Source organism: Chryseobacterium sp. HNCC26DJ240, assembly GCF_057180485.1.
Map to the genome: position 1 here is coordinate 344,184 of NZ_JBXUGK010000002.1, position 22,701 is coordinate 366,884.

Consider the following 22,701-nt stretch of genomic DNA (forward strand, 5'->3'; position numbering starts at 1 on the left):
TATAGTAATATATTATAGTATAGAGTTCTGATAAAAAAACAGTATTTTTGTCGACTTAAAAAAGTAATAAAATTATTACTTCATAAAATTTAAAAATTTTAATAAAAATAAAATGCAACAGAACAAAGGACTCGATAAAAGTCAGATGATTAGTTTTGCGGTTTTATGTTTGGTTCTTTTCGGATTCATGTTTTATTTCCAGAGAAATAGTGCTGAAGAAGAAAAACTGAAAGCTGAACAACAGAAAACAGAACAGGCAAAAAGCGCTGTAAAGCAGACTCAGGCAGCTCAAATCAACACTAATGTAACTCCCGGAGCGATTCAAAATGTAAATCTTGCAAATGATGAGCTTAAAATTGAATTCTCAAGTCTGGGAGGTCAGGTTTCTAAAGTAGAGCTTGCTAAATTTAAAGCCTATAATAAAAAAACTGATGTTGCAGATCTTCCGCTTTATCTGATTACTAAAAATAACTCCAACTATGGTTTTCAGTTTAAGGATAAATCGGGGAAAACTATCAATACTAAAGATTTAGTTTTTACTCCTTCAGTTGCTGGAAATGTAGCAACGTTGACGGCTAATTTAAATGGTGCTGTTATTCAGTTTATTTATACTTTAAATAATGATTCTAAAGCTGAATTAAAAGATAAATATGCCTTAGATTTTAAAGTGAAAACCCAAGGTTTATCTAAAATTTCTTCTGATAACAAAGCAGATTTTATCTGGGATTATAATGTGAGAAATCTTGAAAAGGGTAGAGCACAGGAGCAGTCTCATTCTGAGTTTTCTTACGCGTTCAATAATTATAAAGATTATGATTATGACGGAAGAACAGATATGACTGAGGATGAAGAAACGCTGAACTGGATTGGTGTAAAGCAGCAGTTTTTCTCTTCTGTAATCGAATCTAAAACTGGTTTTACCAACAGTAAAGGATATCAGGATACAATCGAGGAAGGAGAATATCTTAAAAAACTTAATTATGAAGGTTTCGTAGCAATGAGCGGTGGCGAACTGAATCAGGATTTTACCTGGTACTTCATGCCATTGGATTTGCCTTTATTGAAGTCTTATGACAAAAACTTTGACGAGATTTTACCACTTGGGTGGTCATTCATCGGAGCAATGAACCGTTATTTCTTCATGCCGATGTACAACTTCATCGCAACTTGGGGATTGTCTGCAGGTTGGGTGATTTTCTTAATGACGATTATTGTTAAATTAATCTTATCTCCAATCATGTACAAACAGCACAAGTTGAGTGCGATGATGAGGGTGATCCGTCCGGAAATCGATGAGGCAACTGCTAAATTCAAGGATGCGGATCCAATGAAAAAGCAGCAGGCTACCATGGAAATTTACAGAAAAGCAGGTGTGAATCAAATGGCGGGATGTCTTCCGGCTTTGGTGCAGATTCCGATTTTCTATGCGTTATTCCGTTTCTTCCCGAACTTTATTGACTTGAGAGGTCAAGGATTCTGGTTTGCTAAAGACTTAACGGCTTACGATGATTTGATTAAATTGCCTTTCAATGTACCATTCTTGGGAGATCACTTAAGTGTTTTTGCTATTGCGTGTACTGTAGTAATTCTAATCTATACCGTAATGACTTCAGGAAATATGCAGCAGCCACAACAGGAGGGGATGCCGAACATGAAAGTATTAATGTATATTTTCCCAATCACATTCCTGTTCTTCCTTAATACTTCAGCATCTGGTTTATCTTGGTATTATTTTGTATCAAATGCAATTAACATTTTGATTATTTTGGTTATCAAATATGTGATTTTAGATGAAAAGAAAATTCACGCACAGATTCAGGCCAATAAAGAAAAGCCTAAAACGGAAAGCAAATTCCAAAAAAGAATGCGTGAGATGATGGAAAAGGCTCAGGAGCAGCAAAAAGCTCAGGGTCAGCAAAAATCAAACAGAAAATAAAGGTTTTAAACTATTTAAAATACAAAGAGAAGCATAGTAAATGCTTCTCTTTTTTATTTAGATTGATTTCAAATAAAAATCTTTGGCTTAATAATATATTAATCTTAAATTAACATTTAGTTTAATCATATTTCAATCTGAAAGATTTTCGGTGGTGTAGAGTGGGACCGTGCTTTATGAGCGCTTGCTGATGATGTTTGGTGGCATATCCAAAATTGGTATTCCATCCATATTCCGGAAATTCTTCGTGAAGTTGCATCATTAAAAGATCCCGGTAGTTTTTTGCTAATATTGAAGCGGCTGCAATTGCCAGGATTTTAGAATCTCCTTTTATAATGCATTGGTGGGGGATAAAATTGTAAGGGTGAAATTTATTACCGTCTACAAGAATAAATTCAGGGCGGATACTCAGTTTATCCAAAGCGCCGTGCATAGCATGAATACTGGCATTCAGAATATTATACTCATCAATATAGGATGGAGGAAGTTCGTGAATAGCATAGCTTTTCACATGGTCTTTTATATAAGAGTCAAGCTCGATTCTTGTTTTAAAATTAAGTTTTTTAGAATCATCAATTAAATGCTGCTCAAAAGTTTCATCTATAATCACAGCTGCAGCTACTACCGGACCGCACAGGCAGCCTCTTCCCACTTCATCACATCCGGCTTCAATATATTCAGAGTATTTTTTAATTAACTGATTCATTTTTTAAACTGAAAAATATGTGCAAATATAAGAGCAAATTCTTTATTATTGAAATCATAAAAAAGCTCTGTTTATACTTATACATTTGTAAAAATTTTGTAATTATTATAATATCTGCACGTTGTGTTAAATATTTTTAACAAAACATTTGTTTAATTTAAGAAAGTTTCACATATTTGCATTTAGTAAAAAATAATCAATTTAAATATGAAGAAATTAACTACTAGTGTTTTGGCGGTAGTTCTTACATCATCCTTTGCGATGGTAAGTGCTCAGGAAACACCTGGTGATTCTATTAAAACTCAGGACATCCGTGAAGTAATAGTAACTGGAGCTTTAGGTTTAAAGAAAAGACAAGATGCGGTAACATCTACTAACCAGGTAGTAAACAGCGCAGAAATTACTCAGGCAAACAACCCGAATGCAGTTCAGGCCTTGACAGGTAAAGTTTCTGGCTTACAAATTAATACAACGAATAACTCTGTTAATCCTACAACAAGAGTTGTTTTGAGGGGGCCGAGATCAATCTCAGGAAACAATCAGGCATTGGTTGTAATTGATGGTGTAATATCTACCTTAGGAATCTTACAAAATATTCCACCTGAAATTATTGATAATATGAACATTATCAAAGGTATGCAGGGGGCTGCCATATATGGTGAGAGAGGTAGCAATGGTGTTATTGTAGTGACTACAAAAAGAGGAACTAAGTCCGAAAAATTACAATTCGTTCTTACCAGCTCTATCGATTTCTCAAAAGTCTTCAAAATGCCTATTAGACAAAAAATCTATGGGCAAGGTTATCCTGGGGATACTTTTGATTTAACAGACTATGGAGGGGCAAACTGGACTCCTTATGAAAATACAAACTGGGGACCTGCTTATTCATCAGCTTTAGGCGGTCAGTCATTGTTAGTGGGTATGCCTGCGGCAGATAATACATGGTTAAGAGAAACTTTTAGTTATAAAGAAGATGGTATGTCAAATTTCTTTAGAACTGGGGTTTTGATGCAGAATGGTGTATCTGTTACAGCTGGAGGATCTGACTCTTATGTTTTCTTATCTGTAAACAGAGCAGAGAATGATTTTGTAGTAGAAAAAGATAATTTAAAAAGAAACAACTTCATTTTTAAAGCTGGTAAACAGTTAGGTAAATTTAGAATTGATGGTAACGTTAATTATTTAGATCTGAAAACATCCAATACCAATTCTAATCTTTATGGTCAGCTACTACAGACGTCTTCAAATGTCGATGTTAGACAGTTTAGAAATGCTCTTCCGGATGCAAGTTATAGTATCTATCAGGTAAATCCTTATTGGACGATTGATAATGACAGAACTGATACCAAAGACAGAACAATTACCGGATTGATTAATATGGAATATAAGCTAAACGATAATATTTCATTTACTTACTCGGGAACTGCCGTTTCAGGTTCTACAATACAGGAAAGTCATTTAAATGCTTTTGCTTTTGACAGGGAGTATGATGGTACTGGAACTCCAATTGACGGAACACATCCGACGGATTATGGTCTAGACCCTATCGTTTCAAATTACTATAAGAGTGTATCTTCTAGTTTCAGATATTATGGCGACTTAATGGCTAATTTTGATTATAATTTTACAGATGATCTGAATTTCAAATTAAATGTTGGTCATAATATTCAGGATAGTTCCTCATCAACCTCTCAGGTAGGTGGTGAAAATCTTCAGGTTCCGGGATGGTATCATATTAATAATGTTTTACAACCTGATAAGTTTTATAGTCTTAATAATAATAAGTCAAGAGCAAGATCATTTGCTTGGTTCGCCAATTTAGATTTGGCTTATAAAGATTATTTATTTTTCAATTCTACTTTTAGATACGAGAAAAGTTCAGCTACAAGTGTTAATCCTGTAACTACGGAGGGTGTTCAATTACCTTTCAGCAATAAAGGATATCCATATTACTCGTTTGGTGCTTCATTTATTCCTACAAAAGCATTTGCGAGCCTTAAAGGGAATGTTTTGAATTATGCTAAAGTAAGCTTGAACTACAGTCGTGTTGGAAACAGTTCTACTATTCCTACTTATGGTTTAGACAGAATAGGTAACTTTCCTTTAGGCTTTCCATTCGGTTCAACATCATCTTATTTACCTGCTACAGTAATATATTCGCAGGATATCGAACCTGAATTCTTTAAGTCAAAAGAAGCTTCATTACAGCTAGGTTTCTTCAAAGACAGGATTACTTTAGACGGGTCAGTATATAGAACTGATACTGACAATTTTATTACAACAATCACAACCTCCTCTGCTTCTGGAATCACTAATTTCCAGGATAATATTGGAAATAGTAGAAACCAAGGTTTTGAAGTAGATTTAGGACTTACACCAATTAAAACAAAAGATTTTGAATGGAAAATGAGAGGATCCTATTCAACGTATGAAACGGAAATTTTATCACTAAGTGAGGGAGCTGATGAAGTGGTATTAAGTACTGCAGGTAACCTCGGTATTTATGCCGTAAAAGGTGAGAGCTTCCCAGTAATCAAAGGAACTAAATACAGAAGAGATCCAAATGGAAATATCATTGTTAACGCAAACGGTAATCCATTGTCAACAACTACTTTCGAAGTTTTAGGAAAGGTTAATCCGGATTATATTTTAGGTTTTAGTACTTCATTTAAATTTAAAGGAATTACTTTAAGTGGTACTGCAGATTACAGAACAGGAAACAGCTTTGTTTCTTTAGCTAAACAGAATTTAGGTTCTACAGGTTCTTTGGAAAAAACAGCAGATTTTGACAGATCGCAAGGTTATGTAATTCCAAATTCTGTGCAGTTGGTTAATGGTCAGTATGTTGCCAATACCACACCTGTAGGTAATGACAGATCTTATTTTGGTGTGATGAACTACTTTACAACAGCAACATATTCATCGGTAGGTGAAGAATTTGTGGTTGATGGTACTGCCTTAAAAGTAAGAGAAATTGCATTAACCTATGATTTACCAAAATCAATTTTAAGAAATACATTCGTGAATTCTTTAACAGTGGGTGTGTATGCAAGAAATCCATTCTTTATTTATGCTAAAGATAACAGAAACTTTAACGATCCGGAAACTGCTAATACCAGTGGAAACGCTGCCGGGATTGCTGTTACGGGACAGTATCCAAGTATGAGAACCTATGGTTTTAATCTTAATGTAACTTTTTAAAAAAAAAAATGAAAAATAATAAATTTTTTGGAACAATAGTGGCTGCCACTCTATGTTTCACTGCAACATCTTGCTCTAATGAGTATCTGGATGTGAATGACAATCCGAACGCAATTCAGGCAGAAAAAATTACTCCTGAACTTATGATTCCGGGTGCTATAAGTACAGCATACAGAACTCAGGCTGGAAATATGATGCAGTTTGGAAATCTTATGATGAACAGTTGGGCAGGAAATTCATATACAATTGCTGGTCCATTTTCAAGAGAATTTAGTTTGGCAAGTGTAGACAATACATTTTATGGCGCAATCTGGAATGGCTTATACCCAAGAATTGCTAACTTTGACCAGGTAGAGAAGTTTAGCAATGCAGACCGTAAGCAAGATTACTATATTGCGATTGCCAAAATTATGAAAGCATATTACATGCAGTATATTGTAGATTTGTATGGTGATGCTCCGTACAGCGAAGCATTTCTCGGTCAGCAAAATACTACGCCTAAGTATGATAACGATGCAGATATCTACAAAAGTCTGATTACGAAATTAGAAGAGGCTAATGCACTGATTGATTTACCTAATTCTCCTGCTGAGGTACCTACGTCTGATATTGTTTTTGGAGGAAATATGTCAAAATGGAAAGCATTGTCTAATACTATTAAATTAAGAATGCTTGTAAGAATGTCTAAGGTAACAGGTGATTTAGCTGTTTATCGAAATACTAAACTTCAAAGTCTTAGCAACGCTGTATTTATTGATGAAGAAGTTACTGTAAATCCGGGATATACTGCGGATAATGACGATCAGATGAATCCTTACATTTTGAATTGGGCTAGAAATGCATCTGGTCAACAAGTAGGGAATTATACCACTGTTGTGGTTTCTGAGCACATGGCAAATGCTTTGGAAGGAAATGTAATATTAAATGATGCTAATTATACTAAATTTACAGGGCTTAAAGATCCTAGAAGAACCAGATTGTTTACTGCAGTACCATCTGTAGATTATACTGGTGCAGCTTTTACTGGTCTGAAAGGGGTTAGACAAGGAAATGTACCAGGGCAACCAGGGGTTCCTGTAACCAATGTAAATACGTCAAAATTAGGAATAGGTAATTTTTCCGGAGCCGCTGCTGTCACTACGTGGACCCAGGTAATTACTCAAAATAATTTACGTGGTGGCGTATTATTTTCAAGAGCAGAAAGTAATTTACTACAGGCAGAAGCCGCACTTAGATGGCCTACCATCTTCACAACTATTAATGCAAAAACCAAATTTGATACTTCTATTTCAGCAAACGGAATTTGGTTAGGAGCTACTGCTTCTCAAGTTAATACTTACATTACTAATGCTAATACTAAAGTTGGACTAGGATGGATTGGAACAGATACACAGAAGATAGAAGCTATTATGACTCAAAAATGGATTGCTCTTACAAATATCAATCCTACTGAAATGTTTATTGAGTATAATAGAACTGGTTATCCTTTTACTCCAATGGCTACTACAGCTCAATATCCTAATAAACCATACAGACTGGTATATCCTAACTCTGAATATGCTGCAAACTCAGCGAACGTTCCAAATATTTCTAGTGCAGATGTATTCGTTAAAAACCAATACACTCCATTCTGGAATCAGAACTAATTTTTAGCAAAGCTTAAATTATACTATAGACCGCCTTCGGGCGGTTTTTTTATTTCCGTATATTTGTACTTCAAATTAGAATAATGAATATTAAAGATATCATAGAACAGAAACTGGCAGAGGTTATCCTTAATGTCTATCAGTTGAAAGATATAAAACTGGAGATTCAGGAGAATAAAACTGAGTTTGAAGGCGATTTTACCATTGTTACTTTTCCATTGGTGAAGCAATTGAAGAAAAACCCTGAAAGTATTGGTGTTGAATTGGGACAGGCTTTGACTGAACAGACTGAATTGCTTGAAAGTTTCAACGTCGTAAAAGGATTTTTAAATGTAAAAGTTCAGAATCAGTTTTTTGTTGATCAGTTTTCAACCGTTTCTGAACAGTTTTCAACTATCGAAAAGAAAAACGAAACCGTAATGGTGGAATATTCTTCACCAAATACCAATAAACCACTTCACTTAGGACATGTCAGAAACAATTTATTAGGTTTTTCTGTGGCTCAGATTCTTGAGGAGGCCGGTTATGATGTGATCAAAAGTCAGATTATTAACGACAGAGGAATTCATATCTGTAAATCGATGTTGGCTTGGGAGAGATTTGGGAAAGGAGAAACTCCGGAAACAGATCATGTGAAAGGGGATAAGTTTGTAGGAAATTACTACGTAAAATTTGATCAGGAATATAAAAAAGAAATTGCTGAATTAGTTGAACAGGGTATTTCTGAAGATCAGGCTAAAAAAGACGCGCCTCTGATGAAAGAAGCTCAACAGATGCTTCTCGATTGGGAAAATGAAGACGAAAAAGTAAGAAATCTTTGGAACGAAATGAACTCTTGGGTTTATAAAGGTTTCGGTGAAACTTACAAAAGACTTGGGGTAGATTTCGATCAGGTTCAATATGAAAGTAATACCTATATTTTAGGTAAAGACCTTATTCAGGAAGGTTTGGACAGAGGTGTTCTCTTTCAGAAGGAAGACGGTTCGGTTTGGTGTGATCTGACGGATGAAGGTTTAGACCAAAAACTTTTGCTTCGTTCAGACGGAACTTCCGTGTACATGACTCAGGATTTGGGAACAGCTGTGGAACGATTTAAAGAAAACAATCTTCAGAAGTTGATTTACACCGTAGGAAACGAGCAGGATTATCACTTCCAGGTCTTGTTTAAAGTTTTAAAGAAACTCGGTTACGAATGGGCAGATCAGTTATTCCATTTATCATATGGAATGGTAGAACTTCCGAACGGGAAAATGAAATCGCGTGAAGGAACTGTAGTTGATGCAGATGAATTGATGCAGGATATGTTTGATATTGCAAAATCTAAATCTGAAGAGCTTGGAAAACTTGAAAACTTTACAGAGGAAGAGAAAAATATCAACTACGAAAATATTGGAATGGGAGCATTAAAATATTTCATGCTGAAAGTCGATCCGAAGAAGAAAATGCTTTTCAATCCTGAAGAAAGTATTGATTTTAATGGAAATACGGGACCATTTATTCTGTATACTTACGCCCGCATTCATTCGCTGCTGATTAAGGCGAACTACATGAACAAACCAATTGCTGAAGTAGAACTAAATCAACATGAAAAAGAACTAATTATGCAACTAACAAATTATAAATCTGTGGTTGAAAGAGCTGCTGAATCATTAAGTCCGGCTTTGGTTGCAAATTATCTATATGATTTGGTGAAAACGTACAATTCCTTCTATCAGAGCAATATTATTTTGAAGCTTGAGGATGAAAATTTAAAACAATTCCGTTTGAATTTGTCCAATCTCACAGCGCTGACTATAAAAAAATCTTTGTCACTTCTTGGTATAGGAACGGTAAACAGAATGTAAAACAAAAGCCTCTCAGAAATTTCTGAGAGGCTTTTTTATGTTTATACTGCAGGCGTTTCATTTTTGACCTGACTGTCTTTATACAATTTTGCGCTGCTCCATTTGGCGTGTTTTGATGGCGCTATTCTGTAACCTTTTTTGTAAGTATACACCTTTGTAAATTCAGCTCCGAAGAAAATCATCAGACAGGAATAATTGATCCAAAGCATTACCAAAATGATGGTTCCAGCGGTACCAAATGCTGAAGTTGGTTTAAATTCACTAAAGTATAAACTCAGTAGAAACTTCCCTAAAGTAAACAAAACGGAAGTCAACATTGCCCCTTTCCAAACAGATTTCCAGCTGATTTCTACGTCAGGCAAAACTTTGTACATCAATGCAAACAAGAGGGTCGTAACTCCAAAACCTACTGCAAAGTTGATTATTTCAATAATATAGTATGTTTCCAAACCAATTGTTCTGGCAATAAAATCATTTAAAATACTGATTACTAAAGTCAAAACCATAGTGATCACAAGCAAAAAGCCTAAAATAAGGATCATTCCTAAAGAGTTGGCTCTATCCAGTAAAAATTTCACCAGGGCCTTTTTTGGCGCAGCTTCTACATCCCAAAGATTATTTAATGATCGCTGTAACTGGAAGAATAATGTTGTTGCACCAAAAACCAACGAACCGATACCGACAATTTTCATAAAAATATTTTCTTTATCAATGAGTGCACCGGCAATCATTTCTTCCACGCTTTTTGCCGCGTCTGCACCCATCATTCCGCTGATTTGAGTGCTTATTTGTCCGCGAATTGCATCTTCACCAAAGAAATATCCGGCAAGCCAAATGATAATAATCAACAATCCAGGAATGGAAAAAATAGCATAGTAAGCCAGGCTCGCTGAATCATTGGAGGCAGATGAACTGTTGTATTCGGTAAATGTTTCTTTGACGGTTTCCCAGAAAAATTTTAATTCTTTTAGCATAGTTGAAATATTTAAAAGTGTGATTTGGTTTAAATCTCTATTTTCGAAAGGAAAAATTGATTGTTATAAGTAACGCAAAGACTATTCCTTAAAGGAAATTGTCACAAATTTCGTTCGATAATTTGTATGAGTGAGAAATATTAGATGGCAAAATCTACAATGTCGTTTTACAGAATCTTTAAATTAATTTTTTCCGGCAAATCAGGATTAAATACCCTGCAATTCCACTATATCGATTGATGTTTGAGAATAAATCGGGTAGACATAGAAAATATAATTCTCAGCTAAAGCCTCCGGAATTTTTAAACAAAAAAAAACGGACTAAAGCCCGTTTCTACTAATATTTTATTTTGTAATTCATTGAAATGTGATACAATCAAAAGCCAAGAGCGAATTACCATCAGCCAAAAGCTTCCTAGAATGGATATCCAATAGCAATATTTAAAATTAAATTATCTCTTCTCCAGCCGGAATCTCCAAAATTGATTCTGTCAAGAACCCATCTGTCACTTTTTTCGTAGTAAGGCACTCGCAAAGGCATTGCTAAATCTAGTCTTAAAATTAAAATTGAAAAGTCTAGTCTTAAACCAACACCGGCTCCAACAGCAACTTCACTTAAAAATTCTTTGGAAAATTTTCCGCCAGGTCTTGTGTTTTCTCCAGCTTCATTAAACTCATCGTTTATTAACCAGATATTTCCGGCATCCACAAACGCGGCTACATTTAAAAATTTGTATAAATTGGCTCTGTATTCTGCATTTAATTCCAGTTTAACATCACCTGCCTGATCAAATACAAAATTACCTTCCTGTGTTCTCGGATCGTAGCTCCCGGGGCCTAAAGTTCTTGCTCTGAAAGCCCTGATACTGTTACTACCCCCCACAAAAAACTGTCTTGAAAAAGGAATGTACTTTGAATTTCCATAAGGAAGCGCAACGCCTGCAATCAAACGTGTTGCGAGTGATGTCTTTTCGGTAAATTTGTGATAGAAACGGACATCATTTTCAATCTTAGCATATTGGCTGAAAGGAACTCCAAAAATATTTTTTTGTTTTCCTTCCTTTTCGTTTGCACCGGTGATTAATCCGGTAATGTTTCCCGCCAAATCGAGCATCCCTTTATAATAGAATGTATTTTTCTGAGGAAGCATTGTGGTGGAGTAGGTATAAGAATACGTCGGTCCGAAAATTAGCTGTTGGTCTGTGATTCTCTGCAGATATGGATTGTTTTTAGCTCTTTCATCAAATTTTGGGGTAACATTCGCAGGGTCGATCAATGAAACATCAATTACATTAAGCTCATGCTCTTTTCTTACATTTTCTTTCCACTGATATCCGAATGTCGCATTAAAAGTATTTAATGTGTATAAAGTGGTTCTGTTCTGAAACTCATATCCCAATTTAATATTCGTTCTTGGGACAAAAGCACTTGATGAATTAAAACGAAACGGTGCCACAATTCTAGGAATCGATAACTGTGCATTGGCTCCTGCTCTGAAAATATTTTCTGCATCTGCAGGGCCACCAATCTGGACGTCAAAAGCACCATACACAGAGGCTTTAAACTGTTCTGCTCCTCGGAAAAAATTTCTTTGAGTCCAGTTTAGATTTAATTCACTTCCTGCATAATTGGCGGAGTTGGTTCTTCCTAAAGCTTCCAGACGCAAAGACTGAAGTTCTCTCGGCGTTAAAATATAGTAGGCATCGAATTTATGATTCAAAGAATCTGAAACCACAAATTCATTTTTTACAAATTTAAAAACCCCTAAACTGATGAGTCTGTTCAGTGATAAATTGTGGTCTTTTCTGTTGTAAATATCGCCTTTGTCAAAATACAACGCACGGTCAAACATTCTTGGTTTGAATTTCTTCTTGGGATCAACGACATAAATATCGTTGTATTCGTAGCCTTTAAGAGAATCTTCGCTCATCGGGATATTGTACAGTCCGTTTTTGGCATCACGAAGATTATAATTTGGGAAAACCACCACTTTATCAATGGTAAACTGCTCTGTCGCCAGTTTTGGTGTGTTGTCCTTTAACTTGACAATCATTTCCACTTTATGATCTTTGCTGACGGTGCTGTCTGCCTGAACGATGATGTTGTCGGGATTAAAATAGTAGAAACCTTTGTCTTTCAGTCCGTCATCAATTCTTTGTCTTTCTGCTTTAATCACGTCGAGGTCAAAAGGATTTCCGGCTTTCAGTAATGATTTATCTTTTAAAATCTGAATTTCCTGATTGATTAAACTGGAATCTGCAGGAAATTTCACATTGCTGATTAAGTATCTTCCGCCAGGATTCAACGTGTAAATGACCTGAGCTTTTTTATTTTTTGAAACGGTATCGTATTTCGCTTTAGCATTGAAATATCCTTTGTTTTCAGAATAATTGACGATAATATCTTTATTGAATTCTCTGTCAACATCGCCGAGCAAAACAGGTTCTTCCCCAAATTTATATTTCAGCCAATATCTCAAACCTTTTTCTTTCTTCGGTTCTTTGGTCGCATTGTAAGCGTACAGTTTTGGTCTTAAACCCAAGAATGAAGAGTTCGGTTTTGGCGTAAGATTTTCTTCCAAAGCTGATTGCAGTGCGGATTTTTCTTTCTTGGTTAAAGAATCACTTTCTACTTTTACTTCTGCTCCCGTGTAAAGAAGCTGGCCGTCTTTTAGAAATTTTGTGTTGCTGCAGGAGATAATCGTCGCAGTCATTGCAGAAGCGAAAAAATATTTATAATAGGTAGTTATATTGATCTTCATGTTTAGATTTAGATTTTTGTTAATGGAATTATCCTTTTCCAGTTATTTAATTGTTGAATGAAAAACTTTAAAAGCTAATTTTGCTCCAATTCCAGAAAGTATAATGCCCTTCTCTTTCCTCAACTTTGTAAATTTCCTTACATTTTGTACACTCAACTATGTAATAATCTATCCATTTACTTTCTATCAAAATAGTGTCTAAAATACTGATATTTCCTTTTTCAAGTTCTTTATTAGGATTAAAACAGTCGTACTGTAATTCTCTTTTCACAACATCATTTGTTAGTAGATACTTTTCACTATATAAACCACAGTAACATTCCAGTTTGAATCTGTGAAACTCAATAGTTTTAATTGCAAAGTCAACGAACCTTTGATTTGAAGCAAACATTCCTCCAAGACTTAGATTATTGGTTTTTTTAATTATTGATGGTAAAAACTCGATTAAAGATTCAATTTTTCCGTGATTTTGGCCTATATCAATTATTTCGCAAGCCGATCTCCAAACTTTATGATTATCTTTCGAAGTAATATCCTCTATAATTTCTTCCGTTGTCATTACTCGTATGTTCTATTTAGTTGAAACATCCTTCTCATAACACATTATTTGAATTCTACGACTTCCTTATCCTTATTTCTTTTATTCTGAACGCCTTCACGATTACGGTTATTTCTCGATTTTCTGAAAATATCCCTGAATTTATCATAATCTAAAGTAATTACAAAGCCAAGTCCTGTTTCCACGATTTGCCCTTGCAACGCCACCTGATATTCGTTTTTACGGTAAGCTCGCAGCGTATATCTTCCGTCTCTTGAAAGAGCGTAATCTATCTGTACATCTCCGGCAATATTGGTTGTATTTTCATCAGGTCTCGCTTCGCCTTCCACACCGAAATTACTTCCTACAGAAACTTTCAGTCTGTCATTCAATAATCTTTTACTTAAACCAACATTCAGGTCGGTTCTGGTATTTTGTGTTCCTGTAGAGTAGTCTTCGGTTGATTCCAGATCAAAATTCAGATCGACTCCTTTAATTAAATCTCCCGCTAAATTATTCAGCTGCTGAGAAAGTATTTTACTCACACTCTGTCTCGCCATCGTCTCCGCAGAAACTCCGGAATTGCTTTGGAACGGATTTTCCCCGATAAATCTGTTCAGTAAAAGCAAAGCAAAAACCTGCTTGTTCATTTCATTCTCATCCTGTCTCAATTGAGCCAATTTTCCATCAATTGTTTCGGTTACCTGAGAAGAAACAGCATTGTTTTTTTCGTCTGTAGTAATATCAAATGAAATTACTGGTTTCATAAGTTCTCCTTTCAAAATCAGCAAAGTGTTGAATGGAATTCTCTGTTTGTACTGATTCAGCTCATCCTGATTGACCTGCTGTTCAACCAAATCAATCGGTGCGGTCTGTGTTTTATAAATTGCTGTGATGTCGAGGTTTGCCGTTGTCGGTTCGCCAGTCCATGTGATTGTACTTCCTTTCTGAATGTCAAATTTTCTTTTCAGAACACTTACCGACATTTCGTAGCTACCCTGTTCAACAGAATAAACACCGACCAAAGTCACTTTTCCTGATGGATCGATACCACCTGTAAGGTCAGCTTCTCCCTGAAGTTTTACAAAATCTCCTGCCGCTTTGTCAATAACAATCGACATTTTTGCTTCTTTGCTGAGCTCAATATTTACATTAACATCCAAACCTTTTATCGGACTTTCAGCTTTGATAGAATCTGCCGAAATGGTTTTATTTAATGCAATCTGATCCTGATCAATAAATTCTACAATTCCGTCTCTTTCCTGTAATGAAGGAGATGATTGCGGAAGTACAAATGTGAAATCTGTCGTTTTTGAAACGGCCAGTCTTCCGTCTACTTTTGGTAAATCTAAATTTCCTCTTACTTTCAATGCTGCATCAATCGATAGAATTCCATACAGTAAAGCGTCGTTTGACTTTTCTGAATTTACTACTTTGAAATCTTTCGCATCCAGATCAAGGTTGAAGGCAAAATCTCTGTACGTTTTCGTCAGAACCTGTCCGTCGATATTTAAAGCATTTCCGTCCTTATCTTTGATTTTGAAATCATCAAACTCAATTCCCCGGTTGGTAAATCCTATTTTATCGTTAATTCCTCTGAAATCACTTCCTGTCTGGGAAATCATCATTCCGACGTTATTCATTTTAATATCGCCCAAAATCTTCGGAGCAGTGGTAGTTCCCGTAATTTTCAAATCTCCGGAAAGATAACCTTCCGTATTCGTAATTGCATTTGCTGTGAAACCCTGCAATGTTTTCATCTGAAGCTGATTCATATTTAAATCCAGATCAAATGTGCTCGACGAAGTGTTGTAATTTCCTAAAATTTTCACATCATTGCTGTTCCCCGAAAGTGCGATATCAGCGTTCAGAAGGTTCGCAGACTGGTTATTGACTTTTATATCTAAATTACCGACCGGACTTCCAAAGACAAACAGATCAGTCACATCAATATCCGAAGTGAAGGTCATATTTTTGGTTAAATCTCTCAACTGAGCCGTACCGTTAATCGTTCCTTTAGCTAAAAGAGAATCTTTTTTAATGATCTCCGTGATGGTTTCAATTTTAAAATTTTTCAGGGAAACATTCAAAGGACTTGTCGGAGAACTGCTTTCAGACTGCAAAGAAATTTCAGCGCCTGAATTGGAAAGCGTGAAATTATCGGCAACAATTCCCTGAGTGAAAATCGAGATTTTGTTGTTTTCGGCAACCGTCCAATCCATGTAATTCAGTTTCAGACCATTTGGATTCAATGAAATCTCGGTAATGTCGTTCATCGACTTGGCATTTCCGGCAATCAGAAATTGCGTCGCATCCTTATCATCTTTCGTCGTAATGTTGTAATTGATTACATTTTCAGCAACATCACCATTGATATTGACTTTTTTCAAGGCAAAACTTTCACTTGCCAATGAGGCAACACTCAAATCATATTGTAATGCCTGATTTTCGTTGGTAATTTTTAAACTCGTATTTTCTAAAGTATTTGTCCCATACAAAACCTGCGGAATCTGTGCATCCAAAAGGATTTGCTGGGAATCTGCATTATAATTTCCGTTGATGTTGATGGTTTCAAAACTTTTCAGTTCAGGAACAAATTTTCTGATCAGATCATCATTTTTAATTTTAGCATTAAAAGTGAAAAACTGTCCGGCATCAACTTTCTGAGCGGTTGAAGGTTTTTGAAACTGATAATATTGATTGATGGTCTGCGTTAATGCTCCAAAAATCTGCGTCAGTTTGTATTTTCCGTTGAGTTCAACATCTGCGATCTGAGAATTAAATTTAATTAAAGTAGAATCTGCCGTCGAAACTGCATTTAAATTAATTTCCTGAAGCGGATAAACTTCTTTCGTATCTGAAATAGCAAAGTTTTTTAAATTTAAATATCCATTCAGGTTGTCCGGATCTAAGGTTTTAAAATCACCGTCAATCGCTCCTGCAATAATCATTGGCGAGCTGTAAAATCCGAGTTTGTTTAAATCTAATTTATTGATGTTTCCATTCACTTTCACTGTCGGATTGTCATTGAAAACTCCTGAAGCCGCAAGATGCAGATTGGCATTCGGATCTTTAGAATTGAGGTCGATATCGTAAGCACCACGGTTGATTTTCCCTTTCAGATTCATGTTCTGATAAGTATAACCGTTATAAGTCGCCGATCTCACGTCGCCTGAAAGGTTTGCAGACATCGTTTTAGGATCAAAACCCTGTCCTTTTGCATTGATTTGTGCTGTGATGCTACCTAAATCTTTATTTTGAATAAGTTTTCCGATCTGTAAACTTTGAAGATTGGCTTTTACATCAAATGTTTCTCTGTTTTTTCTTCTTAAATCTGCTTTTGCAATAATTGCAGCATTTCCTAATGTGGAAGTCAGACGTAAATTGGTGTCTACCACCTGTGTCGTTCCTTTTGCAGTACCGCGAATCGTAAAAAAAGACGGCAAGGTAATATTGTTTGGAATCGTGTTTTTCGGAACTAAATTATAAATGGTTTTTGACGCAGTAGATAATTCCGTAACATTCAAGTCGTAATACAACTGGTCTGGATTCATTGCATTTTTGATTTTTCCTGAAGCAATAACTTTTAACTGATCCAAACCTGAAACTTTTAAATTCTGAATCGACAGATCATTAACGGTTCCTCTCACAAAAGCGTTTACGTTTAAAATTGCATTTGGGTATTTATTGAATGGAGCGGTATTTCTTAAAGTCGGAACGATGTTTAAAATATCAGAAAATCCAATTTTAGAATCACGGATATCGGCTGAAATCTGTACAGCTCCCAAATTGGAGGATAATTGTTCAATCGAATTATAATTTAAAACAACTTCATCTCTCAAGATCGTTTTCGGAGTCTGTAAATAAAGGTTTTTCAGGTAAGCCTGCTTTTCACCGTACACAAAATCAGTATTGAATTTCTGAACATTCAGACCTTGCGCCTCCTGAATTTCTGCTGATTTTACAGATCCGGCAAAACCATTGTTTACCATTTTGAAATTGCGGACATCAAGATTTAATTTGGCAAAATTCAGGTGATTGAAATCCATTCCTGATCTGGTAGGAGCGACTGCCATGTTGTTGTAAGCAACTTTTACATCATCCAAAAGCAGTTTTCCTAAAATCACTTTCATTGCTTTTTCCTTCGTAGAAACTTTAGAAACTTCAGGTTGCTCATCCTTTTTAGGATTGGCATTTTCTGTTGGCAAAAATAGATTGGCGTTGATGTTTGCTCCGGTCAGATAAACATTTCCAACATTGTAATCGTTATTTTCAAGGTCGATGCTGTTTACTTTTGTGCTTAATTCTTTAAATAAAACTTTTGCAAAAGTCTTGGAATTATCATCGCCGTAATCGATATTGAAATTGGTCAGTTTAATTCCTTTCAAGCCCAGTTTCATTGGTTTTTTCTGGTTCAGGGAATCTACTTTTTCTTCTACATTTTTGGCCACTTCTTCTACCAGATCCTGTTTCAGTTTTAATTTTAATCCATCCAGATTAATATCGTTGACTGCATAATTATTGTTTTGAAGATCAAACGTTTTAACCCTTGTATCAAATGAACTGAAATAAACTTTGATATCATTTTTAGACTGTTGATCATTGAAAGTGACGCCAATATCTTTCAGTCTGATTTTATCTAAAGAAATAATAAAAGGTTTTGAAGGTTTCTGCTCCTGCTCTTTATCAGAAGTCGCAAAAGCATCAATTACGTAATCAAAATTAAAATTTCCTTTAGGATCTCTGACTACATTTGCGCGGACACCCTCGAGATCAACGGAAGTAATATCGGCCTTAGATTTTATCAGTTTCCACATATCCAATCCCACATCAAATTTTCTTACTGCTAAAAGGGTGTCGATGTTTTGCCCTTTTAGATAAAGATTTTCAATGACCAAACTATTGGGAAAACCAACATAAACTTTATCCAGACTTACTTTTGTTTTGATTTTTTTCTCAAGATAAACAATAAGTTTGTCTTTAATGTAGTTTTGAACTGCTGGGAGACGCAGACTGAGGAGGAGAATTGTGATCAGCAAAATAATCGAAATAATGAATATTCCGATACGCTTGAAGAGCTTCCGATAGTTTATTTTTAGTGTCAAAAGTGGCGTTTTTAGTAGGTTTATTAGTCCTTAAGATGGTATGTTAAATCCTACTGCAATGATTACGCCATTGTAAATATAAATCCTGCTCCGGCTATCTGTGTGGTATCTGTTTTAGGTCAAAATCAAGTGAATAGTTTGGGCTGTGACTGTCAAAGTCAGGATGTTTTGTTCAAAAAGCCTTCTTTTCATTTGTTTAATTTTGAAATAGTTGTAAAATTTACAAACGAAAGCAAATTACAGCACTGGTACAACATAGGATTATCATAATTAAATTTTTGCTTCTCCATATCTATTAAGTATTGGAAGACTGATTTTTAGATTTAAACCATAAATATCATATTGGGTAATAATCTTTTGATAAAGGTATTGACTACCTTTGTTCTAAGCTATTCGGCAATCTTCTAAAACATATCCAAAACTTCTAAAATAAAAACACATGAAAATTTGTGGACAAAGCATCAGAAAAATACGACGAGAGAAAGATTACACCCAAGAATACATGGCGTTTGAAATGGGTATTTCTCAGAAAGCCTATTCAGACATCGAAAATTCTAAAGTAAAAATGAACATCGAAATTCTGACAAAAATTTCCGGGATTTTGGAGATTAAGCCTTCAGATATCTGCAGTATTTCGCACAAGTGTGGAAATGATGAGTACGAAGAAAAATATAAGGATTTGCTCCACTACATGAAGATGAATAAGATTGAGATTCCAAAAGAATATCTTTAGTTTAAAAATGTCATTTTAGAAAAATAGATGGCAAATTTTTTCTAAACAATTATTCAAAACTATCGGGCATATTTTTCAAACATATATTTTGTTAATTTCTTTAATTCTTTACCATTCTCAGGATTTTTCCCATCATAAGTGAAAAATTCTACATTGTTGTCCAGTTTTGAATACCAAACCTTACCTAAAGATTTTTCTGTAATTGTATCCGGAGAAGTAATCTTTTTTAAATTTTCTAAGATTTTCAAATCAAGTGCAATAAGCCCGTTTTTTGTAGAATTGCAAACTTCAGCAATATATTCTTTGCCATTCCAATACATGCATTGAGGTGTTTCTAAAGTGGAGCCATCTGTAGTTCCTAAAATTCTTACAATCTGAGTCTTTGGAGTCTGTTCTCTCATTTTTTCGCCTTTTTCATCTGCTGGTTTGCTTCGAAAAGTAGATGTATCTGTAAGATTTAATGGAATGTCGGCTTTTTCAGCAGTTTGATTTTTATTTATGTAGTTTCCTCCAAAAAAACCCACTATAAGTAAAACCCCAATAATTCCCATGTTGCTTTGTTTGGCTAAGAAATCTGGCATTTTAATAATTGGTTTATTAATGACTGTTATTGCCAAATTAGACAACGCTTGAGTTATTTTGTATTCAAAACTTTTCCAACCGGAACAGTAATCACTAAAGCTGTCGAAGCCTAAATACTTGCTTAAATCATCCAATACTGACGTTTTTGTATGATAATCACCTTCTTCTTTAACAATTGCCTTATAGTAGTTTTCGAATGTTTTATAGCTTAATGTAATTTTGTATTCATCGCGTAAAACAATTTCAAGATTTTTTAAAATTCCGCTAAATGAAGTCTCAGGAGTTGCCTTAGAGGCTTTTTCATATACATCCTCCAATAGTTTTTTTCTCTCGGGTAAAAATTTTGACATGGTTGTTGGTTATTAGCGTGAAAGTTATAAAAATTTATATTTATCACCTTACGGTTTTCCATAAAGATTTAATTGAAAAACTTTCCAAAAACTTTCCAAAAACTTTCTAACCCTTCCTTTGTTATCTACTGCATCTTTGCATCAGAGATTAGTGAAAAACAAAACATTACAAAAACAAATTTACAAAACTGATTTCTAAACTCACCTGATAAAACGGAAGAAAACTCCGGGTTGGGAAGCAGATGTTTCTCTTCCGTTTTTGATGGTTTACTTCCCAAAAAATTTAAGAAGCGCTTCAATTTTTTTAAACGTGAATACTATCTGCGATCTGCTTCGCAGGGAAGAGCACGAATGCTTTAACATTTAAATTTTTTGAAAAAATGATACAATTTATTTTAGTGCTATTAGGCTTAGCATTTGGAAATCATAACTCAGGCTCATCATGTAACAATAACGGACAGACAACTACTCAAATCACCAATCCCGGCGGCGGAACAGATCCGGGAGAGGGTGTAGATCCGGATGGACCAGGCAGTGGGGGAGGAACGACAGGAGATACAGGACAAACTCCTCCTCCTTTTACAAATCCATAATAATTACTAAGGACAGATTGTACAAATCTGTCCTTTTTACTATTTTGCGGTATAAAAACTAAGAAACGTTGAAAAGAATATCTCTAATAATTTTGCCCGTCATACTACTTTATTGTTCAAAAAAAGAAAATAAGGAAGAAAATCAAAAAGAAGAAAATGCCTTACATAAAAAAGCAAGGGTTTTTAGAGAGTCTAAAAAAACTGATTCTGCATTTTACTATTACACTTTAGCCCAAGACGAATATATTAAAAATAATGACTCGTTGAGAGCTGGACAGTGTTTGGTTAACATGGCAATCATCGAGAATGGCAAGGGAGATTTTTACGGATCTATTGAAACTTCTGTCAAGGCAAACTCTTATTTTAAAAATACAAGAGACAGTATTGTAAGAAGAGATTTAGCTTCAAGCTTTAACAATATGGGTATAGCATCAGCATTCATGTATAATTATGATGATGCCATTAAGTTCTATAAACAAGCAATTGAATATTCTATTTCTGAAGATAAAAAGTTTACGTATTATAATAATTTAGCTGTTTCTTTATTGTATAAAAAAAAACCTACACAAGCTCTGAAGTATTTAAAATATGCAATTTTAGCTTCAGACAGTAAAGATTATTCTCGGGCATTAAATAATTATGGAAAAGCTAAATTTTGGAAAAATAAAAATTACAATCCTCTTCCTGATTTTTATAGAGCTATAAAAATTAGACAAGAAACTAATGATTTGGAGGGATTAAACTCAAGCTATTCTACTTTATCTGATTATTTCAAAGATACAGATAAAAAGAAAGCACTTTTTTATGCTCAAAAAATGCTACAAACGGCAACAAATGTGAGAAACCCTGAGGATAAACTTCAAGCTTTAGATAAGCTTATTAAACTTGATGATGAAAACATTATTAAATATTTTAATTATTATCAGCAGCTTAATGATAGCTTAATAATTTCAAGAAACAGAGCTAAAAATCAATTTGCTTATTTCAGATATGGTATTGAGAAGGAAAAAGCAGAAAATTTAAGTCTAAAAGCTTCAGCAATAGAGAAAGATAATCATATTCTACGTCAGTATTTTATATTGGCTCTTTTAATGGCTGTTATAATTCTTATAGTAATTGGTTACAGAAAAAGACAGTTAAAATTAAAACAAGAAAAACAACTTGAAATAAAAAACAATCAACTCAAAATGTCGAAAAAAGTACATGATGTAGTTGCTAACGGGCTTTATCACATGATGATTGATGTTCAGAATAATCCTGAAATGGACAAAACAAAAATTCTTAATGATATTGAGAAAATGTATGAAGAATCAAGAGATATTTCTCATGAAAATACCACTGAAGTAGATTTTTACACGCGTTTCGGAAACATGATTGCTTCTTACAGTACTCCTGACCAAAAAATTCTGCCTGTAGGATACGATGAAGATATTTGGAATGAATTCTCACATAATACCCGTCTAGAACTTTTTTACAGTGTAAGAGAGCTTTTGGTGAATATGAAAAAACACAGTCAGGCAAAATTGGTTGTTTTAAAATTCGAAAAAGATGAACTTTCTCTAAATATAAAATATACAGACAACGGGGTAGGAATTGATGATTTAAAAAATAAAAAAGGCACAGGTATTTCTAATGTGGAAAACCGTATTGAGGTTATTGGTGGAGATATTAATTTTGAAAAAAATCCTAAAGGAGGATTAATTATTCAAATTGTTATTCCAAAAAATTAGAA

The 22,701-nt window shown here is 34.6% G+C and carries 13 protein-coding genes; 7 read left to right on the forward strand and 6 right to left on the reverse strand.

All coding sequences use genetic code 11. The features are described 5' to 3' along the window. Nucleotides 1-112 precede the first annotated feature (112 nt). Nucleotides 113-1,936 (forward strand): membrane protein insertase YidC, encoded by a 1,824-nt coding sequence (yidC, locus tag AC2A1G_RS04760; RefSeq protein WP_484045795.1) that lies wholly within the window; start codon nucleotides 113-115, stop codon nucleotides 1,934-1,936. A 121-nt stretch (nucleotides 1,937-2,057) separates the two neighbouring features. On the opposite strand, the gene AC2A1G_RS04765 is transcribed toward yidC, so the two are convergent. After that, nucleotides 2,058-2,642 (reverse strand): ribonuclease HII, encoded by a 585-nt coding sequence (locus AC2A1G_RS04765; RefSeq protein ID WP_484045796.1) that lies wholly within the window; start codon nucleotides 2,640-2,642, stop codon nucleotides 2,058-2,060. Between the two features lie 207 nt (nucleotides 2,643-2,849). Here AC2A1G_RS04765 and AC2A1G_RS04770 point away from each other — a divergent pair, with 207 nt between their 5' ends. From AC2A1G_RS04770 to argS, 3 genes are all read left to right on the forward strand, one after another. Continuing rightward, on the forward strand, nucleotides 2,850-5,843 hold the full coding sequence (locus AC2A1G_RS04770) for a SusC/RagA family TonB-linked outer membrane protein (protein WP_484045797.1): 2,994 nt from the start codon (nucleotides 2,850-2,852) through the stop codon (nucleotides 5,841-5,843). 8 nt (nucleotides 5,844-5,851) lie between these two features. Beyond that, entirely contained in the window at nucleotides 5,852-7,489 is a 1,638-nt protein-coding gene (locus AC2A1G_RS04775) for a SusD/RagB family nutrient-binding outer membrane lipoprotein (RefSeq protein WP_484045798.1), read from the forward strand. A gap of 83 nt (nucleotides 7,490-7,572) precedes the next feature. Next, entirely contained in the window at nucleotides 7,573-9,333 is a 1,761-nt protein-coding gene (argS, locus tag AC2A1G_RS04780) for an arginine--tRNA ligase (RefSeq protein ID WP_484045799.1), read from the forward strand. Nucleotides 9,334-9,374: 41 nt separating this feature from the next. Here argS and AC2A1G_RS04785 read toward each other — a convergent pair whose 3' ends face one another. From AC2A1G_RS04785 to AC2A1G_RS04800, 4 genes are all read right to left on the reverse strand, one after another. Beyond that, nucleotides 9,375-10,307, reverse strand: coding sequence for a YihY/virulence factor BrkB family protein (locus AC2A1G_RS04785; RefSeq protein ID WP_484045800.1), 933 nt, complete (start codon nucleotides 10,305-10,307; stop codon nucleotides 9,375-9,377). Nucleotides 10,308-10,722: 415 nt separating this feature from the next. Further along, the gene (gene tamL / locus AC2A1G_RS04790) at nucleotides 10,723-13,068 is read right to left on the reverse strand and encodes a translocation and assembly module lipoprotein TamL (RefSeq protein ID WP_484045801.1); all 2,346 of its coding nucleotides are present in this window, start codon (nucleotides 13,066-13,068) and stop codon (nucleotides 10,723-10,725) included. Between the two features lie 67 nt (nucleotides 13,069-13,135). Further along, on the reverse strand, nucleotides 13,136-13,627 hold the full coding sequence (locus tag AC2A1G_RS04795; protein WP_484045802.1) for a hypothetical protein: 492 nt from the start codon (nucleotides 13,625-13,627) through the stop codon (nucleotides 13,136-13,138). A 44-nt stretch (nucleotides 13,628-13,671) separates the two neighbouring features. Further along, nucleotides 13,672-18,711 (reverse strand): translocation/assembly module TamB domain-containing protein, encoded by a 5,040-nt coding sequence (locus AC2A1G_RS04800; RefSeq protein ID WP_484045803.1) that lies wholly within the window; start codon nucleotides 18,709-18,711, stop codon nucleotides 13,672-13,674. Nucleotides 18,712-19,150: 439 nt separating this feature from the next. Between AC2A1G_RS04800 and AC2A1G_RS04805 the strand changes: the two genes are divergently transcribed. Then, a complete protein-coding gene (locus tag AC2A1G_RS04805) occupies nucleotides 19,151-19,444 on the forward strand; it encodes a helix-turn-helix domain-containing protein (protein WP_484045804.1) in 294 nt (97 codons plus the stop codon). A 59-nt stretch (nucleotides 19,445-19,503) separates the two neighbouring features. Here the strand turns inward: AC2A1G_RS04805 and AC2A1G_RS04810 are convergent, their stop codons facing one another. Next, nucleotides 19,504-20,376: a hypothetical protein gene (locus AC2A1G_RS04810; protein WP_484045805.1), complete on the reverse strand. Its 873-nt coding sequence runs from the start codon at nucleotides 20,374-20,376 to the stop codon at nucleotides 19,504-19,506. 380 nt (nucleotides 20,377-20,756) lie between these two features. Between AC2A1G_RS04810 and AC2A1G_RS04815 the strand changes: the two genes are divergently transcribed. Together AC2A1G_RS04815 and AC2A1G_RS04820 are read left to right on the forward strand one after the other, a co-directional pair. Beyond that, complete coding sequence (locus tag AC2A1G_RS04815; RefSeq protein WP_484045806.1) at nucleotides 20,757-20,969, forward strand: hypothetical protein; 213 nt, start codon at nucleotides 20,757-20,759, stop codon at nucleotides 20,967-20,969. A 68-nt stretch (nucleotides 20,970-21,037) separates the two neighbouring features. Continuing rightward, nucleotides 21,038-22,699 carry a tetratricopeptide repeat-containing sensor histidine kinase gene (locus AC2A1G_RS04820; protein ID WP_484045807.1) on the forward strand — a complete coding sequence of 554 codons (1,662 nt, stop codon included), beginning with the start codon at nucleotides 21,038-21,040 and terminating at the stop codon, nucleotides 22,697-22,699. Nucleotides 22,700-22,701 lie beyond the last annotated feature (2 nt).

Coding starts and splice junctions, on each gene's coding strand:
- argS (WP_484045799.1), top strand. CDS start 7,573: ATGAATATTAAAGATATCATAGAACAGAAACTGGCAGAGGTTATCCTT.
- AC2A1G_RS04770 (WP_484045797.1), top strand. CDS start 2,850: ATGAAGAAATTAACTACTAGTGTTTTGGCGGTAGTTCTTACATCATCC.
- AC2A1G_RS04795 (WP_484045802.1), bottom strand. CDS start 13,627: ATGACAACGGAAGAAATTATAGAGGATATTACTTCGAAAGATAATCAT.
- AC2A1G_RS04765 (WP_484045796.1), bottom strand. CDS start 2,642: ATGAATCAGTTAATTAAAAAATACTCTGAATATATTGAAGCCGGATGT.
- AC2A1G_RS04810 (WP_484045805.1), bottom strand. CDS start 20,376: ATGTCAAAATTTTTACCCGAGAGAAAAAAACTATTGGAGGATGTATAT.
- AC2A1G_RS04775 (WP_484045798.1), top strand. CDS start 5,852: ATGAAAAATAATAAATTTTTTGGAACAATAGTGGCTGCCACTCTATGT.
- AC2A1G_RS04805 (WP_484045804.1), top strand. CDS start 19,151: ATGAAAATTTGTGGACAAAGCATCAGAAAAATACGACGAGAGAAAGAT.
- AC2A1G_RS04785 (WP_484045800.1), bottom strand. CDS start 10,307: ATGCTAAAAGAATTAAAATTTTTCTGGGAAACCGTCAAAGAAACATTT.
- AC2A1G_RS04815 (WP_484045806.1), top strand. CDS start 20,757: ATGATACAATTTATTTTAGTGCTATTAGGCTTAGCATTTGGAAATCAT.
- tamL (WP_484045801.1), bottom strand. CDS start 13,068: ATGAAGATCAATATAACTACCTATTATAAATATTTTTTCGCTTCTGCA.
- yidC (WP_484045795.1), top strand. CDS start 113: ATGCAACAGAACAAAGGACTCGATAAAAGTCAGATGATTAGTTTTGCG.